A 19203-nucleotide genomic window follows, 5' to 3' on the forward strand; every position below is an offset into this window, starting at 1 on the left:
ATGTTTCGTTGGCGCAAGGTCATAGAGAGAATCCCGCTGGATTTCCAGTATTGAATTGTCCAGCCCCTCCAGTTCCCGGGAGTGTCCCTTGAGCCGCCGCAAATGTTTCCTCCTCGGCTTCGCCCTGATCGCCGCGACCGCCGTCCTCCTGCTTGCCATGGGGCGGATCCCGATCTGCGACTGCGGCTACGTCCTGTTCTGGACCCCGGCTGACGATCTCGCCGGCTCGTCCCAGCACATTGCCGACTGGTACACGTTCTCCCACGTCATCCACGGTTTCATCTTCTACTGGGTGCTGTGGCTGGCGTTCAGGCGCCACACGGTGTGTGAACGGGCGCTTGGCGCAATCCTGATCGAGGCTGCCTGGGAAATCGTCGAGAACAGCCCCTGGATCATCGACCGCTACCGGGAGGCGACCATTGCCGTTGGATATACCGGCGACAGCGTCCTGAATTCGGTGTTCGACATCCTGTGGATGCTGGCCGGGTTCGTGTTCGCCTGGCGTCTGCCGGTCTGGGTCACGGTGCTGACAGCGATCGTCTTCGAACTGCTCGCCCTTTGGGTGATCCGGGACAATCTCACGCTGAACGTGCTGATGCTGGTCTACCCGGTCGACGCGATCAGGATCTGGCAGGGCGGCTGAGCCCCCGGGTCAGAGCTGAAACAGCTTGTGCTTCTTCAGGAGATCGATCAGGACCTCGCGGGCGTGCTGGCGGTGGCTCCTGTGGCGCTCGCGGGCGGCGGCGGCGTCTCCCTTGCGAATCGCGTCGAACACCGCCCGGTGGTCCTCGTTGGACCTGACCGGCAACGGCCGGATATAGAGCGTCATCGCGCGGGCGCGGCGCACCTGATTGGCCATCATCGAGACGATCGACTGCACGCGGGAATTGCCGCCCAGGCGCACGAGTTCGGCATGAAAGGCGTGATCGGCGACGGCCCAGGCTTCCCGGTCCTCGTTCTTCAAGGCCTCCTCCATCGCCTCGATGGACTGTTTCAACGCGCCGAGGTCCTCCTCGGTATACCCTTTGGAGGCGGCTTCCTCCGCCGCCAGGGCTTCGAGTTCCGTCAGGACGGCATAGATCTCTTCCATGTCGGTGCGTGACAGGGTCGCGATCCGGACGCCCTTGCGCGGGCGCACTTCCAGCAGTCCCTGCTGGGCAAGCATCAGGGTCGCCTCGCGCACGGGTGTGCGCGACATGCCGAGCCTGTCGGCCAGTTCGCTTTCCAGATGATCGGAGCCCGCCGCCAGTTCGCCGTCGAAGATCAACTGGCGGATCTGTTCCATCGCCTGGGTGGTGATGGTCTTGGGTTTTGACGCCTCAAGCACTGTCGATCTCCCGGATTTTCAGGCCCAGCCGGTCGGATTCATACAAAGCCTGTTCTATGGCGATCACCTTGAGATAGTCACGCGCGCGATTCTCCAGCGGCGTTCCGTCGAGAATACCACTCACAACGTGGTCTATCAGATTCTTGACGCAATCGCCCCCGAAGCCCGGCCAGGCCCTGGCCTCAAGCAGCACTTTGCCCTCCTGATCGCCAAAAGAACGCAGCCGCACGGAACCGTCGCCGGAAAGTGTCAAGGTGCCCCTGGTGCCTTCCGCGAGGGCCTCGCCCAACGTCGTGCGGCAGTTTTCGGCGGCATGATCGAGCAGACGGTTGCCGTCGAACAGCGCGCGGACCCCGTTGTCGTGGTCGAAGATGAAATAACCCGCGTCCTCCCCCTTGATGACCGGGTTGAGACGGCGGAGATCCGCGTAGACGGCGACCGGCTCGCCCAGCAGGTACCGGAACGTGTCGATCCAGTGGACACCGGTTTCATGGATCAGAAACCTTGGCATGTCCTGGAAATAGGGCTGGCGGTCGAGATAGGCCCGCGGCCCCTGCCCGTCTCCCGTGCGCAGGCGGAAGGTGAACTGGAGCACGTCGCCGATGAGCCCGGTGTCGAGTGCCTGCCGCATCGTCCGGTACCAGGGCTGGAATCGGAAATTCTCGTGAACCACAAGCGTCACGCCCGCCGCTTCCGCAAGCGCCGTTGCCTCCCCGGCCTCGTCCAGCGAGGTGCAGAACGGCTTCTGGCAGATGATCGCCCTGACGCCGTGTTCGACCGCCAGTCTGATCGCAGCCAGATGGCTCGGCGGCGGTGTGATGATGTCGAGCACATCGGGCTTCGCCATTTCCAGCATGCGGCCGAGATCGGTGAAAGCGGTCAGGCCGGTCGCCGTGGCCTTGTCCTGCTCCCGGTCGCAGGCACCGACCATCTGGACACGGTCCGTCCGCTGCCAGGCGTCATAGTGGAACCGGGAGAAATATCCGGCTCCAAGACAGGCAACGCGCAGGGTCTGTGGGCCGTTCTTCATCTCAGGTTCTCCTCCCACCCTGTTCCAGGGCCTTTTTCATGTGTCACCGGACATTAGGGCAAAGCCGGGGATCAATGGATTTTTTGATAGTCGACATTCGTCACGTTGACAAGGGATTGGTTTACGTATACGCAATCAAATGTGTAAATTGATACGGCCTATGGAGCGGCCGTGGGAGGAGACTGAAATGCTTGACAAGAAATCATTGAGCCGCCTGCTCTTGAGCGCGGCGATCCTGACCGCCGGCATCGGCGGCGCCGAGGCCGTCGAAACCCTGCGGTTCAGCCATACGGACAATCCGGGCGGCTCGCGCCAGGCTGCGGCCGAACTGTTCGCGGAGAAAGTCGCGGACTACACTGACGGACGCTACGAGGTGCAGATTTTCCCGTCAGGACAGCTCGCCAACGATCCGAAGGCGATCGAACTGTTGCAGCTTGGCGGCGTCGACTTCACCGTCTCGGCGACCGGCAGCTACGCCACCCACCTGCCTTCCCTCAACCTGACGGCCATGCCGTTCCTGGTCGATACCTACGAGCAGGGCTGGGAACTCTATGACAATTCGGAGTGGCTTCAGGGCGAGTTCGCCAAGCTGCCGGAAAAGGGCTTCCGCGTTCTCGGCACCTGGGAAGCGGGATTTCGCAGCTTCACCACCAATGAACCGCTGGCTTCGCCTGAAGACGCCCAATCCATGAAGATGCGCGTCTTTCCAAACGACATGATTCGCTGGTCGATGGAAGCCATCGGCTTTCAGACCGTCGTCATGCCGATCACCGATGTCTATCTCTCCATTCAGCAGGGCATCGTGAACGGCCAGGAAAACCCGGTCGACACCATCAAGTCGCTGCGCTTCTACGAAGTGGCGCCTTACATCACGTTGACGCGTCACGTCTACAGCCCGTTGCCGCTGACGATCGCCGAGAAAACCTGGCAGTCCTTTTCCGACGAGGACCGGGAAGCGGTCCTGAAGGCCGCAGCGGAATCCGCGGCCTTCAGCCGTGACCTCGTCAAGAACTCCGTTGACAGCCAGCTCACCGAAATGGAGGAAGCCGGTGCCAAGGTCAGCGTTCCGGAGATCGGACCGTTCCGCGATGCGGTCCAGTCCGTCTACGCCAAGGCAAAGGACGTCTACGGCGACGAAGCGGTCGACAAGATCCTGGCCGATGCCGCAGCCATCCGCGAAAAACTCCCGGCCCAGAACTGATCAAGTCCTAGGGTGAAACTTGCCGGAACCCGAGGGACTGCCTTCCCGGGGTTCCGGCCCTTTCCTGAATGAGAAGAGCCTTGGATTACCGAGAGCATTACCCGGCTGTGCTGCGCTGGCTCAGCCATCTGGTCGACATTTGCCTGGCGCTTGGCGGCTTTTCGATCGTCACGCTGGTGTTCTGCAACGCCTGGCTTCGCGGTTTCGCCGGGTTTGACCTGGCCTGGTCGCTGGAGGTGACCAGCTTCCTGCTGCTTTGGAGCACGTTTCTGGGCTGCGCGGCGGCCATCGCGCGCGGCGCGCACATGCGAGTGACGGAGATCGTCGAGAGGCTGATCCCCTACACCGGCCAGCGGATCCTGTCCGTGGCGATCGACATACTCATCGCCGTGCTGCTGATCAGCCTGATCTATACCGGCTATCTCATCTGCGTCCACACCTGGGCTCAGAAGACGACGGTGCTCTACTGGCCGGTCGGACTGCTCTATGCGTCCATGCCCGCGGGCATGACGGTGACGCTGATCTTCCATCTCTTCAACATGGCATACGATTTCCGGAACCCGGTCGTTCCCCATGCATCCCATTCCGATGGCGGCGAGGCCCTGTCATGATCCTGCTTTTTGTCGTTGCCGTTTTCCTCGGCTCCGTCTTTCTCGGCGTTCCGCTGGTCTGGGCGATCCTGATCACGGCCGTCCTGCCGATCATCGTCTTCGATCTCGGCTATCCGCTGCAGGCCCTGTTCCTGAATTTCATCGGCGGCGTGGAACCGAACCACTTCCTGGCGATTCCCTTGTTCATAGTCGCCGGGGAAATGATGAGCCGTGGCGGCGTCGGCCTGCGCATCATCGGCTTTGCCCGCGCGGCCTTCGGTTTCATGGCCGGCGGTCTCGGCATGGTTGTCGTCGGTGCGTCGATGATCTTCGGCGGCATTTCCGGTTCGGCCATCGCCGACAGCGCGGCCATCGGATCCGTCATGATCAAGAACATGTCCCGTGAAGGCTACAATACGGCGTTCGCGGCCGGACTGGTGGCGGCAGCCGGAACGATCGGCATCATCATTCCACCCTCCATTCCGATGCTGATCTACGGGTTCGTCGGCAATGTCTCCGTCGCGGACCTGTTCCTTGGCGGCATGGTTCCGGGCATCCTGTTCGGATCCCTGTTCATGGCCGTGTGCTATTATGTCGGCAAGACCACAAAATGCGACCCCGGCGGCCGCACCACAACACTCAAGGAGCTGACCACGTCCTTCATCGGCACCGCACCGGCGCTGTTCATGCCGGTGCTGATCCTCGGCGGCATCTTCACCGGCTGGGTGACGCCGACCGAGGCCGCCGCGCTTGCCGTCGTCTACGGGCTGTTCGTGACCACCGTCGTCTATCGCGACTTCAAGCTGCGGGACCTTCCGCGCCTGCTGATCGATTCCTTTGTCACCAGTTCCGTGGTGATGGTGGTGATCGGGGCGACGACGGTGCTCGGCTGGCTGATCACGCTTGAGCAGATGCCACAGATCCTGGTCGCTTTCGTGCAGGACTTCTCATCCGGACCCTGGATGTTCCTGCTTCTGGTCAACATTGTGCTCCTGATCCTCGGTCTCGTGCTTGATCCGGTCCCGGCCATCCTTCTGACGGCGCCTCTGTTCCTGCCGACGGCCAAGGCCTTCGGAGTCGATCCGGTCCATCTCGGGGTCATCATGACCTGCAACGTGGCCGTTGGCCTGTTCACGCCGCCGGTCGGCGCTACACTCTATGTGGCCTCGCGGATATCGGGGGTCGGCGTGCTGTCCATTGCGCGCAAGATGGCCCCTCTCTACGTGGCCGCCATCATCGCGCTTCTCGCCGTGACCTACATTCCGTTCATTTCGATGGGTATGGTGCACCTGTTCCGGTGACAAGGAGAAAACCGATGTTCGCAGTCACGGTGATGTTCAAGATACGGCAAGGTCAGGCTGATGCCTTCCTGCCGCTGATGAGCGAAAATGCCACGATCTCCCTCAAGACCGAGCCGGGGTGCCGGCAATTCGATGTCTGCAGCGATCCGGCCCGGCCCGACGAGGTCTTTCTCTACGAGCTCTATGACGATGAAGCTGCCTTCAAGACACATCTGGCGACGCCACATTTCAAGAGTTTCGACGCCGCCGTCACGGACATGATCTCCGGCAAGACGGTCCAGACCTTTACCAAGGTGGCCCAATGACCCCCTGGCACGTCTTCGCCGTCAAATATGCCGACCGGAACGCGCGGACGCGCAAGGACAGCTTCCTTTTCGACGACAATCACGACCAGCCGCACGAAATGGACTATTTCTTCTGGGTGCTGCGCAGGGACGACGAGGTCCTGCTGGTCGACACCGGCTATGACCACGAGGAGGGCGATCGCCGCGGCCGGCCGGTCCGGCTGAACCCGGCCGAAGCCCTGGCGCCGCTCGGGATCCGCCCGGACGATGTCTCGACGCTCATCGTGACTCATCTGCACTATGACCATGCCGGCGGGCTGAAGTATTTCCCCGAGGCAACCATTCATCTGCAGGCCGCCGAAATGGCCTACGCCACGGGTCCCTGCATGTGCCACGGCACGCTCAATGCGCCCTTCACCGCCGATCACGTCTGCGAGGCCGTGCAAAGGCTCTATTCCGGACGGGTAATCTTTCACGAGGGCGACGGCGAGGTCCGTGAGGGCGTCACCGTTCACCGCACGGGCGGCCACAGCAGGGGACTGCAGGTGGTCCGTGTCCTGACCGAAGCCGGCTGGATGTGCCTGGCCTCGGACGCGTCGCACTATTACGAGAACTTCCTGCATGCCAAGCCGTTTCCGATCGTCGTCAACATGGAAGACATGCTGGACGGATTCCGGAAGATCCAGACCCTCGCCAGCTCGAACGATCTGGTCATCCCGGGCCACGACCCGCTGGTGCGCAAGCTGTTCCCGGTCCACGGCCCCGATCACATCGTGCGCCTCGACCACGGGCCGCTCGAGAGGATCGGCGCATGAAGCTCGGTGTGATCGCGGATGATTTCACGGGCGCTTCCGACATCGCCCTGATGCTGTCGGAAGGCGGCATGCCGACGACGCAGTTCGTCGGCGTCCCGGAGCGTGCCGCCGACGCCGCCGTCGAAGCCGGTGTGGTCGCCCTGAAATCCCGCACCCTGCCGGCACGGGAGGCCGTTGCGCAGTCGCTGAAGGCCTGCGACTGGCTCCTCGCCCAGGGCTGCACGCAGATCGTCTTCAAGATCTGCTCCACTTTCGATTCCACCGACCAGGGCAATATCGGACCGGTCACGGAAGCGCTCGCGGACCGGCTCGGCGAGACCTGCGTCCTTGTCTGCCCGGCCTTTCCGGAGACCGGCCGTTCGGTCTATCAGGGTCACCTGTTCGTCAAGGACCTCCTGCTCAGCGAAAGCGGCATGCAGAACCATCCGCTGACACCGATGACGGATCCCGACCTGCGCCGTGTTCTGCGCAAGCAGACAAGCTGGGAAGTCGGCCATGTCGCCATTGGCACTGTGTGGTCGGGGGCGGACGCCATCAAATGGAGCGCGGCAGCCGCCGGCAAGGCGATGGTGATCGTCGATGCCATCCGCAACGAGGATCTGGTCGCGCTCGGACACGCGGCAGCGGCGTGCAAGCTGCTGACCGGCGGCTCCGGCATCGCGCTCGGACTGCCGCGGAACTTCGGCTTCTCGCCGGGCCGCTCCCCCTGGACAGGCGTCCCCGGCAAGGCAGTTGTCCTGTCCGGGTCCTGCTCTTCCGCAACCCGCAACCAGGTGGGCATCTACAAGGCGTCGGCGCCGTCGCGGGAACTCCCGGTGGACGATATCCTTGCGCAAAAACTGTCGTTGCAGGAGCTCGTCGACTGGACCCTGGCACAGGACACGCCTCCCCTCCTGTATTCCTCCGCAGATCCGCAGGTCGTGGCAGCCGCCCAGGCCCGCCATGGCCGGGACCAAAGTGCGCAGGCGATCGAAACGCTGTTCGCCGGCCTGGCAGCGGCGCTGGCAGAGGCTGGCATCAAACGGATCGTGGTCGCCGGCGGCGAGACGTCCGGCGCCGTGGCTTCCGGTCTGCAGGCGGACATGCTGCAGATCGGCCCGAGGATCGCCGCAGGCGTGCCGGCGCTCAAGGTGACCGACCGCCCACTGGCGCTCGCGCTCAAGTCCGGCAATTTCGGCGGCCCGGCATTCTTCTCCGAGGCTCTCGCCATTCTGGAGGGTTCGGCATGAGCGAAAGAGCCGCGACACGCGAACAGATCTGCCGGATGGCGAAGTCGATGTTCGACCGTGGTCTCACCCACGGATCGACCGGCAACATTTCCGTCCGGCTGTCGGACGGCAGCCTGCTGGTGACCCCGACAGGATCGTCCATGGGCACGCTGGATCCGGTGCAGATCAGTCACCTTTCGGTCGAGGGCAGACTGCTTTCGGGCGATGCGCCGACGAAGGAGATGCCGCTGCATGCGGCTTTCTACGAAACCCGTCACGGCACCGGGGCCGTCGTGCATCTTCACTCCTGTCACTCGTTAGCACTGTCGCTGTTGCCCGAGATCGACCCCGACAACGTCCTGCCGCCGCTGACCGCCTACGGGATCATGCAGCTCGGCAAGGTGCAGCTGCTGCCGTTTTTCGTGCCCGGCGACCCGGCCATGGGCGAGGCCGTGCGGGGCCTTGCCGGCAAGCGGTCCGCGGTCCTTCTGGCCAACCACGGTCCCGTGGTTGCCGGCAAGGACCTGGACGCGGCGGTCTTCGCCACGGAAGAACTGGAAGCCACTGCACGGCTGGCCCTTCTGCTTCGCGGAACGGCCGCCACCTCTTTGAATGATCAGCAAGTTGCCCGGATTGTCGACCGCTTCGACATTGACTGGCGTTAAGGACGAATACCCATGAAGATAGCCCTGATAAAAGGTGACGGGATCGGCGTCGATGTCGCCGAGGCGGCAATGGCGGTGATGGAAGCTGCCTTGCGGCGAACCGGCCAGCCGCAGCCCGTCTATGACACAATCAACGCCGGGGCCGGCTATTTCAGCGAAACCGGGTCCGACATCGAGCCGGATGGTGAAGCGCGCGCGGAAACCGCGGACGCGATTTTCCTCGGGGCCATCGGCCTGCCGGCGATCCGGCATGCCGACGGCACGGAAGTCTCGCCGCATCTGCGCCTGCGCGACCGCTTCGGGCTGTACGCCGGCGTCCGGCCGGTGAAGGCCTATCCGAACGCGCCGCAACGGCTTGCCGACTCGAGAGCCGCCGGGATCGACCTTGTCATCCTGCGGGAGTCGACCGAAGGCCTGTTCTATTCCGCAGCGGTTCACAATCGCAGCCTCGTCGTCAATGACGAGGAGGTTAAGGATGTCCTGCGGATCACCCGCAAGACCACGACCAAGCTGCACGACTTCGCCTTCCGTCTGGCGCGCAAGCGCCGCGAGCGCGGCAGGCCCGGCAGTCTCACCTGCGTCGACAAGGCCAATGTGTTCACGTCCCTGGCCTTTTTCCGGCAGTTGTTCGACGAGGTCAAAGGGACCTTTCCGGACGTTCCGGTCGGCTACAACTACGTTGACGCAATGGCCCTCGACCTGGTGCGCAAGCCCTGGGAATTCGACGTGCTGGTGATGGAGAACATGTTCGGCGACATCCTGTCGGATCTGGCCGGTGGGCTGGTCGGCGGCATGGGCATGGCCGCCTGCGGCGAGATCGGCGACAAGACCGGTCTGTTCCAGCCCGCTCACGGCAGCGCCCCGGACATCATGGGTCAGGACAAGGCCAATCCCCTGGCGGCCATCCTGAGCGCCGCGCTGATGCTGGACTATCTCGCCGAGAAGATGGACCGCCCTGCCTTTGCCGATGCCGCGAACCTGATAAACATGGCCGTCGATCAGGGCTTTGAGGACAACATGCTCAGGCCGATGGAATTCGGCGGCGAAATGGGCACACGGGCCGTCACCAGCGAACTGCTGACGCGGGTGTCCGGATCCCAAAGCTCAAGGACCGCGGCGGGCGCGTAAGGCCGGCACCCTTACCGGCGCACTCCCGCGCAGCTTTCCCGGACGATCAGGTCTCCATGCAGAAGACGGGTCCGGGTTTCGAGCGAGCGGTTGGCCAGCCGGTCGAGCAGAATGTTCATGGCAAGTTCGCCGATGTGGTGTCTGGGCTGGCGGATCGTGGTCAGCCCGGGGGTGAAATTGTTGGCGAACGGAATGTCGTCGAACCCGAGAACCGAAAAATCTCCCGGCACGTTGTAGCCGCGCAGATGCAGCGCAGAGATCACGCCCATCGCCGTGTTGTCATTGAAGCAGAAAAACGCGGTCGGCAAATCGTCCTTTATGAACAGGCGTTCGACGGCGGCCCGCCCGCTTTCGGCGGTTCCGTCGCCTTCGACCCGCCAGTCGCGCGGGCGCTCCGGCGTTTCCTTCAGGCCCTGACGATAGCCGGCATGGCGCAGATCGCTGCGCACATCCGCCACACCTCCTGAAATGTAGGTGATCTTCCTGTGGCCGAGGGAGATCAGGTATTCGGTCGCCAGCTTGGCGGCGGCGACGTTGTCGACCCCGACATAGCTTATTTCGGCACGTGCGAGCGGTCGCTCGGTCGCCACGATGGGAGGCAAGGTGCTCAAGGGTGCCTGCGGCTCACCGGCGACCGGAATGTGCCCGGTCAGGAGCACAAGGCCGTCGGCCATGCCTGTCGACAGGAAGCGCAAGTAGGTCTGTTCGATGCCGGTGGTGCCTTCCGTGTTCCCGATCAGGACGCCATACCCCCGGTCGGCGGCGGCCTTTTCCAGGCCCGTCAGGATACCGGCGAAATTCGGGTCGGCGATGGAGGCTGCCAGCACAAGCACCATCCGCGAGCGCTGCATGCGCAGGTTCTGTGCCATCGCGTTGGCGGTATAGCCGGTGCGGGCAATGGCGGCAGTGACCTTCTTGCGCGTGCTCTCCGCGACCTTCTCCGGCGAGCGCAAGGCCCGGCTGACGGTCGCGATCGAAACGCCCGCGAGCTTTGCAACATCTTCAATGGTGGCCGGCCGCTCTACCGGTTCGCTCATTTTTTTCTCTCGGGCATGGTGCAGCGCGGGCACTTTGTAAGCGCATGAATCTTCACGGCCTCTTAGCTGTATACTGCGCAGCGCACACGATGAAAAGGTTTTCATTTATCTATGTAAAGGTTTACATGAATTATGAAAACGTTTACATTTTGATCGTGGCGCCAATGGGATTGAGGAATTTGGCGCTTGGGAGGACACAAGAATGAACCTGGAGACGTCCGCACCGGCGGCGATCATCGAGGCTGTCAACATCAGCAAATCCTTTGGACCCGTCCCGGTGCTGTTCAGCGTCAGCATGGATGTGCGTCCGGGCGAAGTGCATGCGCTGATCGGCGAGAACGGCGCGGGCAAATCGACCCTCATGAAAATCCTTTCGGGATTTCAGGACCCGACATCCGGCCAGATCCGGCTAGACGGCGAGAAAACCGTCCTCCCTGCCAATGGCGCTGCCGAGAGGCTCGGCATCATTCTCATTCACCAGGAACTCAATCTCGCCGAACAGATGACGGTCGAAGAGAATGTGTTCCTGGGACGCGAGATGAAGTCGAAAGGCTTGCTGGACAAGGCTGCGATGCGCGCGATCGTTCAGAAACATCTCGACGAGATCGGCCTCGACATCCATCCGGGCGACCGCATTTCCGACCTGACCATCGCACAGAAGCAGATGGTCGAGATCGTCAAGGCCGTCAGTCGCAACGCCCGTATCCTGATCATGGACGAACCGACCGCGGTGCTGACGGAAGAGGAAACGCAAGTGTTCTTCCGGCAGGTCGAAAAGCTGAAACAGAGCGGTGTCGGCATTGTCTTCGTTTCCCACAAGCTGAGCGAGGTCAAGGCCATTGCCGACCGGGTGACCATCCTGCGCGACGGCCAATGGATCGAGACCCGCGCGTCCAGTGACCTGACGCCGGACCTGATGGCTCAGATGATGGTCGGCCGGGAGCTCTCCGATCTCTATCCGCCGATGCATGAGGCGGATGTGGATGCGGACGTGGTGCTTGACGTCGAGAATGTCCGCACCCCGGGTGCCGGGCCGGTCAGTTTCGGCTTGCGCAAGGGTGAAATACTGGGTTTTTCAGGCCTGATCGGGTCAGGGCGAACGGCGATATTCGAGGCCATCTGCGGACTCGCGCCGGTCGAAGGCGGCACCATACGGCTTTTTGGACGCGACATCGGCCCCATGACCGTCGCGCAGGCACGCGACCTCGGTCTTGCCTATCTCACCAAGGACAGGAAAGAAAAAGGACTGCTGCTCGACAAGAAGATGCAGCCGAACCTGACCCTGTTCGCCCTGCCGAAATTCGTCCGGAATTTCGGCATCGACCGCAAGGCGGAAGAGACCGCGCTGAACCGGGCCATTCGCCGCTTCGATGTCCGGGCAAAGGACAGGGACATCACCGTCGGCAAGCTGTCCGGGGGGAATCAGCAGAAGCTGCTGCTGGCCAAGATCATGGAAGGCGATCCGAAGATCGTCATCATCGACGAGCCGACCCGCGGCATCGATGTCGGCACCAAGCAGCAGATCTATCATTTCATCGCCGCGCTGGCCGCCGAAGGTGTTTCCGTGGTCGTGATCTCCTCCGAAATGCCGGAGATCATCGGCATCTGCCACAGGGTCGTCGTGATGCGTGAAGGCCACATAACCGGCGTGCTGACCGGCGACCATATCAACGAGAACGAAATCATGCGCTATGCCGCCGGTCTCAAGCGGGAGGACCTCCATTGACCATGATGACCGCATCCGAAAATACCGCGGCCAAGCCGGCAAAGAGAAGGTCCGTCGATTTCAAGACCCTCGGCCCCGCGATCGCGCTGCTGCTGCTGTGCCTGATCGGGTTCCTTCTAAATCCCGCCTTCATCAGCGAAGGCAACCTGACCAACCTTCTGACCCGGTCGGCCTTCATCGGCATCATCGCGGTCGGGGCGACCTTCGTGATCACCGCCGGAGGCATCGACCTGTCCGTCGGGTCCATGGCGGCAGCCATTGCCGGCGTCATGATCATCGTCATGGACAGCGCCGTCGATACCCTGGGAACCGGGATCGCGACCGTGCTGCTCGGCTGCGGCGTCGCCATCATTCTGGGTATCGGCGCCGGCTGGATCAACGGCACGCTGACGACCAGGGGCAAGATCGAGGCCTTCATCGTGACCCTCGGGACCATGGGCATCTACCGGTCGCTGGTCACCTATTTCGCCGACGGCGGCACGCTTTCGCTGGACTTCGGGGTGCGCGGCACCTACCGGCCGGTCTATTACGACAGCTTTCTCGGCCTGCCCTTCCCTGTGTGGGTGTTCATCGCGGTGGCCATCTGCGGCTGGCTGCTCCTCAACCGGACGGCCTTCGGACGCTATTGCACGGCCATCGGCTCGAATGAAGCCGTTGCCAAGTATTCGGCGATCAATGTCGACCGGGTCAAGACGCTCACCTATGTCATTCAGGGCCTGTGCGTCGCCTTCGCCACCATCATCTATGTGCCGCGCCTCGGCTCGGCTTCGGCGTCCACCGGCGTGTTGTGGGAGTTGGAGGCGATTGCCGCAGTGATCATCGGCGGCACCGTGCTGAAAGGCGGCTACGGACGGATCGGCGGGACGATCCTGGGTGCGCTGATCCTGACCACCATCGGCAACATTTTGAACTTCACGGACCTGATCTCGAACTACCTGAATGGAACCATGCAGGGCCTGATCATCATCGTTGCGGTCTTTCTGCAGCGCAGCGACTGGAAGTTCGGCAAGAGCAAATAATACCGATCGGGACCCGTCCCCCAGGAATAGAACCGGTGCGCACCGGACGGGAGAGGTGCGTTCATTTGGCAGGCATTGGAGGAGGAAACCATGCTCATGAAGAAAGTCGTGGGAGCGATAGCGGTAACCGGAATGCTGGCATTCGCCGGCCCGGTCGCCGGACAGGACAAGATCAAGATCGGTGTCAGTTACCCGACCCCGACACACGCCTGGGCCGCCGGCATGAACTGGCACGCGGAACAGGCGGAAGAACGGCTCGAAAAACTTTATCCGGACGTTGACCTCATCCTGGTCAACTCGCCGGATCCGGAAGCACAGGCCGGTGCTCTTGAAGATCTGGTCTCCGTGCATCAGATCGACGCGCTGGTCGTGCTGCCGTTCGAATCCGAACCGCTCACCGACCCGGTACTGAACGTCAAGAAGTCCGGCGCCTGGATCACGGTTGTCGATCGCGGCCTCAGCCAGCCGGGCATCGAGGATCTTTATGTGGCGGGCAACAACCCGGAACTCGGCCGGGTGTCGGCGCAATACATGAAAACACGGCTGAAGGACGGCGACAACATCGTTGTCCTGCGCGGCATCCCGACTGTGATCGACAATGAGCGCTTCGACGCGTTCATGGCGGAAATCGAGGGCTCCGGCATCAACGTGCTCGACCACAAACACGCCAACTGGAACCGCGACGACGGTTTCGAGGTGATGCAGGACTTCCTGTCCCGCTTCCCCGACATCGACGCGGTCTGGGCCCAGGATGACGACATCGCCATCGGGGTGGTCGCCGCCCTGAAACAGGCAGGCCGCGACGGTGACGGCATGTTTGTCGTCGGCGGTGCGGGCATGAAGGAAATCATCAAGGGCATCATGGATGGAGAGGGCCTCATTCCGGTGGATGTGCTCTACCCGCCCGCGATGATTGCAACCGCCATGGATGCGACGGTCTCGGCGTTCAAGTCCAACGGACCGGTTGCCGGCCGCTACATTCTGGGCGCGACGCTGATCACGCCTGAAAACGCGGAAAGTTACTACTTCCCGGATTCGCCGTTCTAAGGCACCGGAAGTAGCGGGCCGGAACCTGCCGCGATGGGGTTCCGGCCCTTTTTGTTTCGAAATTCCTAAATCCGGGAGACAGTCATGAAGACGATCAAAGGCCCTGCCCTGTTCCTTGCGCAGTTTGCCGGGGACGACGCACCGTTCAATTCCTGGGGTTCGATCACGAAATGGGCCGCCGATTGCGGTTATCTCGGCGTTCAGGTGCCAAGCTGGGACGCGCGTCTGATCGACCTTGAAAAGGCAGCCAGTTCCAAGACCTACTGCGAAGACTTCGCAGGCGTCGCCAGGGAGAACGGCGTCGAAATCACCGAACTCTCGACACATCTGCAGGGCCAGCTGGTGGCGGTTCATCCGGCCTATGACACGGTTTTCGACGGCTTTGCCATTGCGGAAGTGCGCGGCAATCCGGCCGCACGGCAGGCCTGGGCCGTGGACCAGGTCAAGCTTGCCCTGGCGGCGAGCCGCAATCTCGGCATCCCGGCGCATGCGACCTTTTCCGGCGCGCTCGCCTGGCCCTATGTTTACCCGTGGCCGCAGCGGCCCGCCGGCCTGGTCGAGACCGCGTTCGACGAGCTCGCCCGGCGCTGGCGGCCGATCCTGGATTACGCCGACGAAATGGGAGTGGACGTGTGTTACGAAATCCACCCTGGCGAGGACCTTCACGACGGCATCACCTTCGAGATGTTCCTGGAGCGTCTGGGCGGCCACAGCCGCTGCAAGATGCTCTACGATCCTTCGCACTACGTGCTGCAATGCCTGGACTACCTGGACAATATCGATATCTACCGGGACCGGATCGGCATGTTCCACGTCAAGGACGCGGAGTTCAATCCGACCGGACGCCAGGGCGTCTATGGCGGTTACCAATCCTGGGTCGATCGGGCCGGCCGGTTTCGGTCGCTCGGCGACGGGCAGGTCGATTTCGGCGCGGTCTTTTCCAAGTTGGCCGCGATCGACTTCGACGGCTGGGCGGTGGTCGAATGGGAATGCTGTCTGAAACACCCGGAGGACGGCGCTCGCGAAGGCGCGCAGTTCGTCGCCGATCACATCATCCGCGTGACGGAAAAGGCCTTTGACGATTTTGCCGGTGGCGGTAGTGATGATGCAGCCAACCGGAAGATGCTGGGGATCGGGTAGGCCGCGAGGCGAACGGATTGCCCGTGCAACAGCCTTGCTCGAAGGCAATCGGCCAATCATCCTTGTCCCGAGTACGCGCGAAAGCGCTGCCCCGAACGTTGGGCCGCGCGTTCGGGAGCAATCCGCCCGTGCCGCAAGACGGACCTTCCGGTCCTGCTCGGGATGAGGTTTTTTTTGCGGTTCAATCGTTTCAGCAGTCCGGCGCGGACCGGAAAAACAATGCAGGAGGAGACAACATGGCCACTGACGGAACAGACAACAACCATGTGCGGCCGGTACGGCTGGGCATGGTCGGCGGCGGCAAGGATGCCTTCATCGGCGCGGTGCACCGGATCGCGGCGCGCATCGACGGTCACTTTAACCTGGTCGCCGGAGCCCTGTCCTCCACTCCGCAAAAGGCTCTGGAGTCCGGCCGCGCGCTCGACTTGAAGGAAGACCGGATCTACGGATCGTTTGCCGACATGGCCAAGCGTGAAGCGCGGCTGAAGGCCGGTATCGAGGCCGTCGCCATCGTCACTCCGAACCACATGCATTATCCCGTGGCGAAGGAATTCCTGAAGCGCGGCATCCATGTCATCTGCGACAAGCCGCTGACCTCGACGCTCGGCGATGCGAAGAAGTTGGTGAAGGCCGCGAAAAGTTCCGATGCCCTGTTCTTCCTGACCCACAACTACACCGGCTACCCGATGGTGCGCCAGGCGCGCGAGCTGGTCGCAAACGGCGATCTCGGCAAGATCCGCGTCGTGCAGGTCGAATACGCGCAAGACTGGCTGTCGGTCGATGTGCACAACAAGCAGGCGGACTGGCGCACGGATCCGGCCCGCACCGGCATCGGCGGATCGACGGGCGACATCGGCACGCATGCCTTCAATCTGGCCAGTTTCATCACCGGGCTGACTGCCGAGAGCCTGGCAGCCGATCTCCAGTCCTTCGTGCCCGGCCGGAAGGTCGACGACAATGCCCATGTCATGCTGCGGTTCGATGGCGGCGCGCGCGGCATGCTGTGGTGCTCGCAGGTGGCACCCGGCAACGAGAACAATCTCAAGATCCGGGTCTACGGCGAAAAGGGCGGGCTGGAATGGCACCAGGAAGACCCGAACTATCTCCGGTTCACGCCGTTCGGCGAACCCCAGAGACTGATCACCCGCGGCGGCGCCGGCATGTCCGCCGGGCTTACATCGACCACCCGTGTCCCGCCCGGCCATCCGGAAGGGTATCTGGAAGGCTTCGCCAATCTTTATACGGAAGCGGCCGACGCCATCCGGGCTCACCGGAACGGCAAGTCAACGAACTCGCTGGTGCCGGGCATTGAAGACGGGCTGGCAGGCGAACAGTTCATCGATGCCTGCGTCCGCTCCTCGGCACGCAATTCCGCCTGGGTGAAACTGGACCACTGAGGCAGGCAGAACCAGCGGCCGTCTCCGCTCGGTCTCTTGCCAAGGCTTTTCATCGTGATCCCGGCGCGCGCTTCGCCTTGCCGGGATCACGAGAGAACGATTTCGGCATTAGGTAGCAAACGCACCAAATCATAAGCGGCAAAATTCGGCTGGTTTTCTACAATGCGTTGTCATGAAACCGGCTAAACTTAAAAGCTACGATCAGACCATCCGGGGCTTGCTGGCGAAGAGGGTGGAACTCTGCCACCAGGCTCAGGAGCTGCGCAGGCTTCACGCTACCGCCAGTAGCGACATTGCTGCAATCGACCGCGTTCTCCGATTGCTGGACTTCGAGGCTGATTACGACGCGCTCATGCCCAAGGACGTAGGCAAGAAGCAGCACAAGCGCGGAGAGATAGGGCGGAAAGTGTCCAGCATCCTTCGAACCGCTACAGAACCTGTAACAAGCCGTCAGATCGCGTTGCAGATCGCTCAGTAGCGCGGGGACAACCCGAACGACCGCGCGTACATGGTGAAGCCCACGAACAACGTGTCACGCGTTCTAGGGGGAATGCGGAAACAGGGGTGTGTCGTTTCTGAGGGGAATGGAAATGGGGTGCAATTGTGTCGGCGTTGTTAGCGCTTTGAACCGCCCCGGGTTTGCCGGAGGCTCCAACTCCTGAGTAGGATGGAGCACCATGAGCAAAACGACGAACAAGTTTTCCCCTGAAGTACGTGAACGAGCGGTCCGCTTTGTGCTGGATAATGAGAGCCAGCACGGGTCACGCTGGCAGGCGATCGTTTCGATTTCGGCGAAGATCGGTTGCTCGGCGCACACGCTGAACGAGTGGGTGAAGAAGGCCGAGGTGAACAACGGCTCCAGGCCGGGTATCCCGAGCGAGATGACCGATAAGATGAAGGCTCTGGAGCGGGAAAACCGTGAGCTTCGCCAGGCCAATGAGATCCTGCGTAAGGCGTCTGCTTATTTTGCTCAGGCGGAGCTCGACCGCCCACTGAAGCGATGATTTCCTTCATTGATGAACACCGTTCGGTGCTCGGGGTCGAGCCGATCTGCAAACTGCTGCCGATTGCCCCGTCGACTTATTACCATGCCATCGCCAAACGGGTCGATGCGGGTCGTCTGTCGGCGCGTGGTCGCCGCGATATCGCTCTGAAGATCGAGATCCGTCGTGTGTTCGAAGAGAACTTCCGGGTCTATGGCGTGCGCAAGGTCTGGCGGCAATTGCAGCGGGAGGGCTTCGATGTCGCCCGTTGCACCGTGGCGCGGCTCATGAGGGCGATGGGGCTTCAAGGGATCATCCGTGGCAAGCCGGTCAAAACGACGTTTCCGGACAAGTCGGCACCCAGTCCGCTCGACCGCGTGAACCGTCAGTTCAGGGCTCCGGCACCGAACAGGCTCTGGGTTTCGGATTTCACATATGTGTCCACCTGGCAGGGCTTCGTCTACGTCGCTTTCGTCATCGATGCATTTGCCCGGCGTATCGTCGGCTGGCGTGTCAGCAGGACGGCGCATGCGACCTTCGTTCTTGATGCCCTGGAGCAAGCACTTCATGACCGACGTCCCGTTCATGGCGGTGGCCTCGTGCATCACTCGGACAGGGGTGTCCAGTACGTGTCCATTCGCTATTCCGAGCGGCTGGCAGAAGCAGGCATTGAGCCCTCGGTCGGGAGCGTAGGCGACTCATATGACAATGCTCTCGCCGAAACGATCAACGGTCTTTACAAGGCCGAGGTCATTCATCGACGTGGACCGTGGCGCAACTGCGAAGCCGTCGAGTTTGCCACACTCGAATGGGTCGACTGGTTCAATCACCGGCGTCTTCTGGAGCCCATAGGAAACATCCCTCCGGCTGAAGCGGAGGAACGATACTACGCCACGCTGGATCAACCGGCGGTCGCAGCATAACTTAAACCAAACAGCCTCCGGAAAACCCGGGGCGGTTCAGATCGCGGCCAGCAGGTCCGTGAAAGACATCTTGCGGCTTGCGAAGATGTTTCCGCTAGTGACTGAAAACTGATGACCGCAGGCAGCACACTTGAACTTGCGCCGGGTCGGAATGTCGTAAGTGTCACAGCCGCCGCAGCGCGGGCACATGGCATCGCCTTCCGTCTCATTCCAACGGATCTTGCGGAAGGTGTCATAAGCCTTTTCCTCACCACCCTGGTAGATGGATTTCAGGGAGAGGGTTCGTGCTTTTGCCGAAAGAAGGAAGTGCTGCGCCATAACGTACCGCTTCCGATGTTTATGCATCGAATGCGGTACGTTGATGTATCGTTTACAAGTGCAT

General features: G+C 62.1%; 18 protein-coding genes, 1 pseudogene and 1 other annotated feature. Of the genes and pseudogenes, 15 read left to right on the top strand and 4 right to left on the bottom strand.

Annotated elements, in window-relative coordinates:
• Positions 1 to 88 precede the first annotated feature (88 nt).
• Entirely contained in the window at positions 89 to 643 is a 555-nt protein-coding gene (locus AC0VX3_RS20740; RefSeq protein WP_475522116.1) for a DUF2585 domain-containing protein, read from the top strand.
• A gap of 9 nt (positions 644 to 652) precedes the next feature.
• Here AC0VX3_RS20740 and AC0VX3_RS20745 read toward each other — a convergent pair whose 3' ends face one another.
• Together AC0VX3_RS20745 and AC0VX3_RS20750 are read right to left on the bottom strand one after the other, a co-directional pair.
• A complete protein-coding gene (locus tag AC0VX3_RS20745; RefSeq protein WP_342894627.1) occupies positions 653 to 1327 on the bottom strand; it encodes a GntR family transcriptional regulator in 675 nt (224 codons plus the stop codon).
• Positions 1320 to 2357, bottom strand: coding sequence for a Gfo/Idh/MocA family protein (locus AC0VX3_RS20750; RefSeq protein WP_475522117.1), 1038 nt, complete (start codon positions 2355 to 2357; stop codon positions 1320 to 1322). The genes AC0VX3_RS20745 and AC0VX3_RS20750 overlap by 8 nt, the downstream gene beginning before the upstream one ends.
• 187 nt (positions 2358 to 2544) lie before the next feature.
• On the opposite strand from AC0VX3_RS20750, the gene AC0VX3_RS20755 reads away from it, so the two are divergent.
• The 8 genes from AC0VX3_RS20755 to AC0VX3_RS20790 all read left to right on the top strand — a co-directional run bounded on the left by AC0VX3_RS20755 (position 2545) and on the right by AC0VX3_RS20790 (position 9549).
• Positions 2545 to 3558 carry a TRAP transporter substrate-binding protein gene (locus AC0VX3_RS20755; RefSeq protein ID WP_475522118.1) on the top strand — a complete coding sequence of 338 codons (1014 nt, stop codon included), beginning with the start codon at positions 2545 to 2547 and terminating at the stop codon, positions 3556 to 3558.
• 80 nt (positions 3559 to 3638) lie between these two features.
• The gene (locus AC0VX3_RS20760) at positions 3639 to 4169 is read left to right on the top strand and encodes a TRAP transporter small permease (protein WP_342894624.1); all 531 of its coding nucleotides are present in this window, start codon (positions 3639 to 3641) and stop codon (positions 4167 to 4169) included.
• Complete coding sequence (locus AC0VX3_RS20765) at positions 4166 to 5449, top strand: TRAP transporter large permease (protein ID WP_475522119.1); 1284 nt, start codon at positions 4166 to 4168, stop codon at positions 5447 to 5449. The genes AC0VX3_RS20760 and AC0VX3_RS20765 overlap by 4 nt, the downstream gene beginning before the upstream one ends.
• 14 nt (positions 5450 to 5463) lie before the next feature.
• The gene (locus AC0VX3_RS20770) at positions 5464 to 5754 is read left to right on the top strand and encodes a putative quinol monooxygenase (RefSeq protein WP_475522120.1); all 291 of its coding nucleotides are present in this window, start codon (positions 5464 to 5466) and stop codon (positions 5752 to 5754) included.
• Positions 5751 to 6548, top strand: a complete 798-nt coding sequence (locus AC0VX3_RS20775; RefSeq protein WP_475522121.1) for an N-acyl homoserine lactonase family protein — start codon at positions 5751 to 5753, stop codon at positions 6546 to 6548. The genes AC0VX3_RS20770 and AC0VX3_RS20775 overlap by 4 nt, the downstream gene beginning before the upstream one ends.
• A complete protein-coding gene (gene otnK, locus AC0VX3_RS20780) occupies positions 6545 to 7777 on the top strand; it encodes a 3-oxo-tetronate kinase (RefSeq protein WP_475522122.1) in 1233 nt (410 codons plus the stop codon). Before AC0VX3_RS20775 ends, otnK begins: the two co-directional genes overlap by 4 nt.
• Positions 7774 to 8421 (top strand): 3-oxo-tetronate 4-phosphate decarboxylase, encoded by a 648-nt coding sequence (gene otnC, locus AC0VX3_RS20785; RefSeq protein WP_475522123.1) that lies wholly within the window; start codon positions 7774 to 7776, stop codon positions 8419 to 8421. Before otnK ends, otnC begins: the two co-directional genes overlap by 4 nt.
• Before the next feature lie 12 nt (positions 8422 to 8433).
• Entirely contained in the window at positions 8434 to 9549 is a 1116-nt protein-coding gene (locus AC0VX3_RS20790) for an isocitrate/isopropylmalate dehydrogenase family protein (RefSeq protein ID WP_475522124.1), read from the top strand.
• An 11-nt stretch (positions 9550 to 9560) separates the two neighbouring features.
• On the opposite strand, the gene AC0VX3_RS20795 is transcribed toward AC0VX3_RS20790, so the two are convergent.
• Entirely contained in the window at positions 9561 to 10586 is a 1026-nt protein-coding gene (locus tag AC0VX3_RS20795) for a LacI family DNA-binding transcriptional regulator (RefSeq protein ID WP_475522125.1), read from the bottom strand.
• Between the two features lie 202 nt (positions 10587 to 10788).
• Between AC0VX3_RS20795 and AC0VX3_RS20800 the strand changes: the two genes are divergently transcribed.
• The 6 genes from AC0VX3_RS20800 to AC0VX3_RS20825 all read left to right on the top strand — a co-directional run bounded on the left by AC0VX3_RS20800 (position 10789) and on the right by AC0VX3_RS20825 (position 18821).
• Positions 10789 to 12312, top strand: coding sequence for a sugar ABC transporter ATP-binding protein (locus tag AC0VX3_RS20800; protein WP_475522126.1), 1524 nt, complete (start codon positions 10789 to 10791; stop codon positions 12310 to 12312).
• 2 nt (positions 12313 to 12314) lie between these two features.
• The gene (locus tag AC0VX3_RS20805; RefSeq protein WP_475525215.1) at positions 12315 to 13331 is read left to right on the top strand and encodes an ABC transporter permease; all 1017 of its coding nucleotides are present in this window, start codon (positions 12315 to 12317) and stop codon (positions 13329 to 13331) included.
• Between the two features lie 96 nt (positions 13332 to 13427).
• Complete coding sequence (locus AC0VX3_RS20810) at positions 13428 to 14378, top strand: substrate-binding domain-containing protein (protein ID WP_475525216.1); 951 nt, start codon at positions 13428 to 13430, stop codon at positions 14376 to 14378.
• 84 nt (positions 14379 to 14462) lie between these two features.
• Positions 14463 to 15518, top strand: coding sequence for a sugar phosphate isomerase/epimerase family protein (locus AC0VX3_RS20815; protein WP_475522127.1), 1056 nt, complete (start codon positions 14463 to 14465; stop codon positions 15516 to 15518).
• 236 nt (positions 15519 to 15754) lie between these two features.
• Positions 15755 to 16915, top strand: coding sequence for a Gfo/Idh/MocA family protein (locus AC0VX3_RS20820; RefSeq protein ID WP_475522128.1), 1161 nt, complete (start codon positions 15755 to 15757; stop codon positions 16913 to 16915).
• A gap of 677 nt (positions 16916 to 17592) precedes the next feature.
• Positions 17593 to 18821, top strand: a protein-coding gene (locus AC0VX3_RS20825) for an IS3 family transposase (protein ID WP_475521913.1) whose coding sequence is annotated in 2 segments (ribosomal slippage) — positions 17593 to 17881 and positions 17881 to 18821 — 1230 coding nt in all. Because the reading frame shifts where the segments join, the coding sequence is not laid out codon by codon here.
• Positions 17874 to 17990, top strand: a sequence feature (AL1L pseudoknot). It overlaps the preceding gene by 117 nt.
• Positions 18822 to 18860: 39 nt before the next feature.
• Here the strand turns inward: AC0VX3_RS20825 and AC0VX3_RS20830 are convergent.
• A pseudogene (locus tag AC0VX3_RS20830) lies at positions 18861 to 19139 on the bottom strand (transposase); the annotation flags it as partial.
• Positions 19140 to 19203: the final 64 nt, after the last annotated feature.

This window comes from Roseibium sp. QJM3NY_11, assembly GCF_056173175.1.